8 protein-coding genes are annotated in these 6,799 nt (G+C 70.7%); 2 read left to right on the forward strand and 6 right to left on the reverse strand.

What is annotated here, in order from left to right; all coding sequences use genetic code 11:
- Positions 1-6: 6 nt before the first annotated feature.
- From ACFWW9_RS34320 to ACFWW9_RS34340, 5 genes are read right to left on the reverse strand one after another with little or no spacing between them, the layout of a single operon-like run.
- Positions 7-1,971, reverse strand: a complete 1,965-nt coding sequence (locus ACFWW9_RS34320) for a TIGR03960 family B12-binding radical SAM protein (protein WP_390386335.1) — start codon at positions 1,969-1,971, stop codon at positions 7-9.
- Positions 1,972-2,005: 34 nt separating this feature from the next.
- The gene (locus ACFWW9_RS34325; RefSeq protein WP_390386337.1) at positions 2,006-2,449 is read right to left on the reverse strand and encodes a DoxX family protein; all 444 of its coding nucleotides are present in this window, start codon (positions 2,447-2,449) and stop codon (positions 2,006-2,008) included.
- A 33-nt stretch (positions 2,450-2,482) separates the two neighbouring features.
- Entirely contained in the window at positions 2,483-3,316 is an 834-nt protein-coding gene (locus tag ACFWW9_RS34330) for an ABC transporter permease (RefSeq protein WP_390386338.1), read from the reverse strand.
- 3 nt (positions 3,317-3,319) lie between these two features.
- Complete coding sequence (locus tag ACFWW9_RS34335; protein WP_390386339.1) at positions 3,320-4,129, reverse strand: ABC transporter permease; 810 nt, start codon at positions 4,127-4,129, stop codon at positions 3,320-3,322.
- Complete coding sequence (locus tag ACFWW9_RS34340; RefSeq protein ID WP_390386341.1) at positions 4,129-5,094, reverse strand: ABC transporter ATP-binding protein; 966 nt, start codon at positions 5,092-5,094, stop codon at positions 4,129-4,131. The genes ACFWW9_RS34335 and ACFWW9_RS34340 overlap by 1 nt, the downstream gene beginning before the upstream one ends.
- A gap of 27 nt (positions 5,095-5,121) precedes the next feature.
- Here ACFWW9_RS34340 and ACFWW9_RS34345 point away from each other — a divergent pair, with 27 nt between their 5' ends.
- Positions 5,122-5,712, forward strand: coding sequence for a GNAT family N-acetyltransferase (locus ACFWW9_RS34345; protein ID WP_390386342.1), 591 nt, complete (start codon positions 5,122-5,124; stop codon positions 5,710-5,712).
- 30 nt (positions 5,713-5,742) lie between these two features.
- Here the strand turns inward: ACFWW9_RS34345 and ndk are convergent, their stop codons facing one another.
- Positions 5,743-6,153: a nucleoside-diphosphate kinase gene (ndk, locus tag ACFWW9_RS34350; protein ID WP_259621763.1), complete on the reverse strand. Its 411-nt coding sequence runs from the start codon at positions 6,151-6,153 to the stop codon at positions 5,743-5,745.
- 93 nt (positions 6,154-6,246) lie between these two features.
- Between ndk and ACFWW9_RS34355 the strand changes: the two genes are divergently transcribed.
- Positions 6,247-6,799, forward strand: a 553-nt coding sequence (locus ACFWW9_RS34355) for a hypothetical protein (RefSeq protein ID WP_390386343.1), incomplete at its 3' end; no start/stop codon positions are given.

The following is a 6,799-nucleotide window of genomic DNA, read 5'->3' on the forward strand; positions in this document are numbered from 1 at the left end:
AATTGGTCACGTCTTGCTGAGCGACGGGTTCCGCACCGGGGAGCCTCCCCCGACCGGGGTCAACGGCAGCAGGGTGCGCCCGGTCGGGCCGACCTCGATGTCGGTGCCCATCGCCGGGCAGACGCCGCAGTCGAAGCACGGGGTCCAGCGGCAGTCGTCCTGCTCGCGCTCGTCCAGCGCGTCCTGCCAGTCCGCCCAGAGCCACTCCTTGTCCAGACCGGAGTCCAGGTGGTCCCAGGGCAGGACCTCGAGCTCCTCGCGCTCGCGCGTGGTGAACCAGGCCAGGTCGATCCCGAACGCGGGCAGCTCGGCCTCGGCGGCGTTGACCCAGCGGTAGTAGGAGAAGTGCTCGGACCAGCCGTCGAACCGGCCGCCCTCGCGCCACACCCGCTCGATCACGCGGCCGATGCGCCGGTCGCCCCGCGACAGCAGTCCTTCGATCAGCGACGGCTTGCCGTCGTGGTAGCGCATGCCGATGTTGCGGCCCAGGCTCCGATCGGAGTTGATCGCCGACCGCAGCTTCGCCAGCCTGCTGTCCACGGTGTCCGGGTCGCACTGCGACGCCCACTGGAACGGCGTGTGCGGCTTGGGCACGAACCCGCCGATGGAGATGGTGCAGCGGATGTCCTTGCGGCCGCTGACCTCGCGGCCCGCGCGGATCACGTTCTTCGCCATCTCGGCGATCTGGAGGACGTCCTCGTCGGTCTCGGTCGGCAGGCCGCACATGAAGTACAGCTTCACCTGCCGCCAGCCGTTGGAGAACGCCGTGCTGACCGTCCGGATGAGGTCCTCTTCGGACACCATCTTGTTGATCACCCGGCGCAGCCGCTCGCTGCCGCCCTCGGGCGCGAACGTCAGGCCGGAGCGGCGGCCGTTGCGGGACAGCTCGTTCGCCAGGTCGACGTTGAACGCGTCCACGCGCGTGCTCGGCAGCGACAGGCCCGTGTTGGTGCCCTCGTAGCGGTCCGCGAGGCCCTTGGTGATCTCGGCGATCTCCGAGTGGTCCGCGCTGGACAGCGACAGCAGGCCGACCTCCTCGAACCCGGTCGCCTCCAGCCCGCGCTGGACCATCGCGCCGATGCCCTCGATCGACCGCTCGCGCACCGGTCGGGTGATCATCCCCGCCTGGCAGAACCGGCAGCCGCGGGTGCAGCCGCGGAAGATCTCGACGCTCATCCGCTCGTGCACGCTCTCGGCCAGCGGCACCAGCGGCTGCTTCGGGTACGGCCACGCGTCCAGGTCCATCGTGGTCCGCTTGAACACGCGGTACGGCACGCGCTCGCGGTTCGGGACCACGCGCTGGATGCGGCCGTCCGGCAGGTACTCCACGTCGTAGAAGCGCGGCACGTACACGCCACCGGTCTCGGCGAGCCGGGTCAGCACCTCGTCGCGCCCGCCGGGACAGCCCTCGGCCTTCCACGCGCGGACGATGTCGGTGATCTCCAGGACGGCTTCCTCGCCGTCGCCGAGCACCGCGCAGTCGATGAAGTCCGCGATGGGCTCGGGGTTGAACGCCGCGTGCCCGCCGGACACCACGATCGGGTGCTCGTCGGTGCGGTCGACCGCGTGCAGCGGGATGCCGCCGAGGTCCAGCGCGGTGAGCATGTTCGTGTAGCCCAGCTCCGTGGCGAAGCTGATGCCCATCAGGTCGAACGCGCCGAGCGGGCGGTGCCCGTCGACGGTGAACTGCGGGACGCCGTGCTCGCGCATCAGGGCCTCGAGGTCCGGCCACACCGCGTAGGTGCGCTCGGCGAGCACGTCCGGCAGCTCGTTGAGGATCTCGTACAGGATCATGACGCCCTGGTTGGGCACCCCGACCTCGTAGGCGTCGGGGTACATGAGCGCCCAGCGGACGACCGCTTCGTCCCAGTCCTTGACGGTCGCGTTCAGCTCCCCGCCGACGTACTGCACGGGCTTCGACACCCGTGGCAGCAGGGGTTCCAACAGGGGGAAGACCGACTCGACCGTCATGGTGGACCAGGGTAACGGCAGCCGTCCGGACGAACTAACCGAACAGCGGCCCGGTGATCGTCAGGCCGAGGTCGTGGGCGTGGCCCGCGTAGAGGGAGAAGAACAGCAGCGCGCCGCCGGAGATGGACAGGTTCTTCATGAAGTTGACCATCTCGTTCTGCTTCGCCATCGGGTCGGTCTCCTTCCAGAAGGCGTGCACCAGGAAGGCCGTGGGCAGCGTGAACGCGAGCACGAACAGGGCTCCGAGGTCGGCCCACACGCCGAGCACGATCATCAGCCCGCCGAGGGCGATGAGCACGCCGGACACCAGCACGAGCAGCCGCCCCGCCGGGAGGCCCTTGGACTCGACCAGGGCTCCCATGCCCTCGGACTGGGTGAAGTGGGCGACCGAGGAACCGAGGAAGATGGCGGCGAACAGGATGCGACCGACGAGCGCGACGACGTCCACGACGACCTCCAAGAGGGCACTACCGGTCACCAAGTATTGGACCGGCAGCGCATCTCCGCAGGCTCACTTCAGCAACAGTTTGCCCAGCCTCCGCGCCGCGACCACCAGCCCGCCCGCGGCCATCACCACGAAGTACGCGAGGTTGCCGAGCATCCCCCAGCCGACCACGCCGGTCGTGAGGCCGCGGAGCAGTTCGATCGCGTGGTAGAGCGGGGTCCACGTGACGATCGTCTGCAACAGCGGCGGGTAGACCGACAGCGGGAAGAACGTCGTGGAGAACAGGAACAGCGGGAGCACGGCGAGCTGCACCAGGTCGAAGTCCTGCCACGAGCGCATGAACGTCGTCGCGGCCATGCCGACGGCGGCGAACGCGAAGGCGACCACCAGGCAGGCGGGCAGCGCGAGCAGCGCCCACGCCGAGCTGATCAGGCCCATGCCGAGCATGACCGACAGGAACGCCGCCGAGTACATGCCACCGCGCAGCAGCGCCCAGGAGATCTCGCCGACCGCGATGTCCAGCGGCCCCATCGGGGTGGCGAGCATGGCGTCGTAGAGCTTGCCGTACTTGAACTTGAAGAACACGTTGTACGTCGAGTCGAACACCGCGCCGTTCATCGCGGACGCCGCCAGCAGCGCGGGGGCGACGAACACCGGGTAGCTCACCAGGTGGCCGCCGGGGCCCTCGACCTCGCTCACCAGCCTGCCGAAGCCGTAGCCCAGCGACAGCAGGAAGAACAGCGGCTCGAAGAAGCCGGACACGAACGACAGCCACGCGCGCCGGTACACGAGGAACGAGCGCTCCACGAGCACGCTCGCCCGCCCGGCGTACAGGCCCGGCGGCACGATGCGGAACGCCAGTCCGACGTCCGCCTTCTCCCGGTCGACCGTCTGCGTCACCGTCTACACCGCCAGCCTGCGTCGGAAGTACTTGCGCCCCAGCACGGTCCCCACGACGACCAGCGCCGACAGGTAGGCGACGTGGCCGAGCGCCGGGAGGAGCCGCAACGTGCCGAACGTGGCGCCGCGGGCGAGTTCGACGCCGTGCCACATCGGGGTGATCCACGCGACCGGCCGCAACCAGTCCGGGAGCTGCGAGATCGGGAAGAACGCGCCGGTGAACAGGGTCATCGGGATGACCACGAACCGGAACAGGCCGGTGAAGCCCTCCGCGCCCTCGCGGGTGGCGGCGAACGCGACCACCGGCGCGGCGAACGCGAGGCCCGCGAGCACCGCGAACGGCAGCGCCAGCAGCACCCCCGGCCCGGCGACCGCGCCCAGCACGGCGGCGACCGCCAGGAACACCACGGCACTGCTGACCAGCCGCAACCCGATCCAGGCGAGCTGGGCGGCGAAGATCTGGCCCGGCGTCACCGGCGTGACGACCGCGCCCCAGTACGACTTCTGCCAGATGAACGCCGACAGCACCGCGTACGTCGACTCCCAGGTCGCGTTCTGCACCGTCGTCACGACCACCAGCGCGGGGGCGAGGTACACGAGGTACGTCTGGCCGCCGGTCGCCTCGCCGGGCTGGACCTGCGACCCGAAGCCGACGCCCATGGCCAGCAGGAACAGCACGGGTTGCAGGAAGCTGGAGATGGCGGTCGACCGCCAGTTCCGCTGGTACCAGGTCCAGTGCTTCTCGACGCCGATCAGGATCGCCCGCGCCGGGCCGAGCACGACGCCGGTCGACCGGCTGGGGAAGGTCTCCATCAGTCCACCAACGTGCGGCCGGTGAGGTGGAGGAAGACGTCCTCCAGCGTGCTGCGGCGCACCAGGCTCGACAGCGGGCGCACGCCCCGCGCGTGCACGGCGTTCAACGCGCCCTCACCGTCCTTCGTGTAGAGCAGCAGCCGGTCCGGCAGCACCTCCACGCGTTCAGCCAGGTCGACCACGGACGGCACGACGGCCTCCTGCGAACCGGGCGCGAACCGCAGCTCGAGCACCTCGCGGGTCGAGTACCGGCTGATCAGCTCGCCGGGCGAGCCCTCGGCGGCGATCTTCCCGCCGTCCATGACGACGAGCCGGTCGCACAGCTGCTCGGCCTCGTCCATGTAGTGCGTGGTGATGATGAGCGTGACGCCGGACTGCTTGAGCCGGAACAGCCGGTCCCACAGCAGGTGGCGGGCCTGCGGGTCGAGGCCCGTCGTCGGCTCGTCGAGCAGCAGCAGGTCCGGGTCGTTGATCAGCGAGCGGGCGATCGTCAGCCTGCGCTTCATGCCGCCCGACAGCGGCTCCACCTCGTGGTGCTCCCGGTCGGCGAGCTGCGCGAACTCCAGCAGCTCGGTCGCCTTCTCCCGCACGGCCGCCCTGGACAGGCCGAAGTACCGGCCGTACGTCTGGAGGTTCTGCCGCACGGTCAGCTCGGTGTCGAGGTTGTCGGTCTGCGGCACGACCCCGATCCGCGCGCGGATCCTCGGCCCCTGGGTGGCCGGGTCCATCCCGAGCACGGTCAGCTCGCCGCCGGTGCGCGGCGACGTGCAGGAGATCATCCGCATGGTCGACGACTTGCCCGCGCCGTTGGGTCCGAGGAAGCCGAACGCCTCCCCGCGGCGCACCTCGACGTCGATGCCCCTCACCGCCTCGAAGTCGCCGAAGTGCTTGGTCAACCCGTTGGCCCGGACGAGGAGCGGCTCGGCAGTGGTCACGCCGCCGACCCTAACCGGGTGCACCGACATTTCCGGCGCGGTTTTAGCCTGCACCCCATGGAGATCGAGCTGGACTGGCCGAAGGACGCCGACGAGAAGCTGCGGCACGAGGTGCACGAGGTGCTGCACGCGGTGGTCGCGGCCGGTGGCGCGATCGGCTGGCAGTCGCCTCCCGACCGGGCCGACACGGACGCGTGGCTGGAGAAGGTGCTGGCGCTGGTCCGCGCCGGGGACGCGGCGCTGGTGGTGGCGCGGGTCGACGGCGTCGTGCGGGCGACGGCCACGTGGCAGCGCGACCCGGCGATCGTGTTCCGGCACTGCGGCGAGGTCGGCAAGGTGACGGCGCACCCGTCCGCGCGCGGGCTGGGCCTGGGCCGGACCGCGGTGGCGGCGATCGTCGACCACGCGCGCTCGGCGGGCCTGGAGGTGCTGTACCTGGGCGTGCGCGGCAACAACCTCGGGGCGATCGGGCTGTACGAGGAGCTGGGCTTCCGCGAATGGGGACGGCTGCCGAACTCGATCAGCGTCGGCGACCAGCGGTTCGACTCGGTCCGCATGCACCTGCCGCTGGGCTACCCGCCGCACGTGGAGCTGCACGGCTCGAACCCCGGCGGCAACGGCTCCTCACCGGCCCGGCGCACGCCGTGAGGTCGGCCCCCACGGCGTGCGGAACGCGGTTCAGAGAGCCGGGAACCAGAGCTTGATCTCGCGCTCGGCGGACTCGGGCGAGTCGGAGCCGTGGACGAGGTTGAACTGGACCTCGAGGCCGAAGTCGCCGCGGATCGTGCCGGGGGTGGCCTTCTCGACCGGGTCGGTGCCGCCCGCGAGCTGGCGGAACGCCGGGATGGCGCGGGTGCCCTCGACGACGATGGCGACGAGCGGGCCACCGGTGATGAACTCGACCAGGTCGCCGAAGAACGGCTTGCCGTCGTGCTCGGCGTAGTGCTGCTCGGCGGTCGCGCGGTCGACGGTCCGCAGCTCGAGTGCGGCCAGGGTCAGGCCCTTGCGCTCGATGCGGGCGATCACCTCGCCGACCAGACCACGGCTGACGCCATCGGGCTTGACCAGGACCAGGGTGCGCTCAGACACGGCCGTCTGTACTCCTTCGTACGGGAAGTGGCGGAACCGCCACGCACAGGGTAGCGACCGGTCGCCGGGCGCCCCGATGGGATAGTGCTCGCCGTGACGACCGAGCCGGAGAAGACCGAGCCAGCCAAGGCCCACTCGGGGACGGTGCTGGGCAGCGCCGCCGTCCTGTTCGTGCTGCTGAGGCTGCTGGCCGTGTCGCACTACGACTGGCACACCGCGTTCGCGCTGCTGCACACGCTCGACCTGGACGACGCGCCCGGCCTGTTCCTCGGCACGTTCATGGCGGACGCGCGGATCAGCAGCGTGCTGCTGATCCTGGCCCTGCCGTTCACCTTCCTGTACCTGGCCGCGACCCGCGTCGACGGGAAGCGGGTGCGGTTCGGCGGGACGCTCGTGCTGGTCGTGCTCGTGGCGCTGCTGATCTCGCACGTGAAGACGTACCACCGCTGGTGGGTGCCGATCGGGGCCGTGGCGCTGGCCGCCGTGCTGGTGCTGCTGGAGCGGGCGCACCGGCACCCGCGGCTGCGCGACCCGATCACGTTCCTGCTGCGCCGGTCCGGGGTGCTGGCGGTGGTCGCCGCGCTGGTCGTCGCCGCCGTGGTCGCGACGCCGTGGGTGCCGCTGGAACGCGTGGAGACGACCAGCG

This window comes from Umezawaea sp. NPDC059074 (genome assembly GCF_042738955.1).
In the GTDB taxonomy this organism is placed as follows: domain Bacteria; phylum Actinomycetota; class Actinomycetes; order Mycobacteriales; family Pseudonocardiaceae; genus Umezawaea.

Coding starts and splice junctions, on each gene's coding strand:
- ACFWW9_RS34320 (WP_390386335.1), bottom strand. CDS start 1,971: ATGACGGTCGAGTCGGTCTTCCCCCTGTTGGAACCCCTGCTGCCACGG.
- ACFWW9_RS34335 (WP_390386339.1), bottom strand. CDS start 4,129: ATGGAGACCTTCCCCAGCCGGTCGACCGGCGTCGTGCTCGGCCCGGCG.
- ACFWW9_RS34340 (WP_390386341.1), bottom strand. CDS start 5,094: ATGTCGGTGCACCCGGTTAGGGTCGGCGGCGTGACCACTGCCGAGCCG.
- ACFWW9_RS34345 (WP_390386342.1), top strand. CDS start 5,122: ATGGAGATCGAGCTGGACTGGCCGAAGGACGCCGACGAGAAGCTGCGG.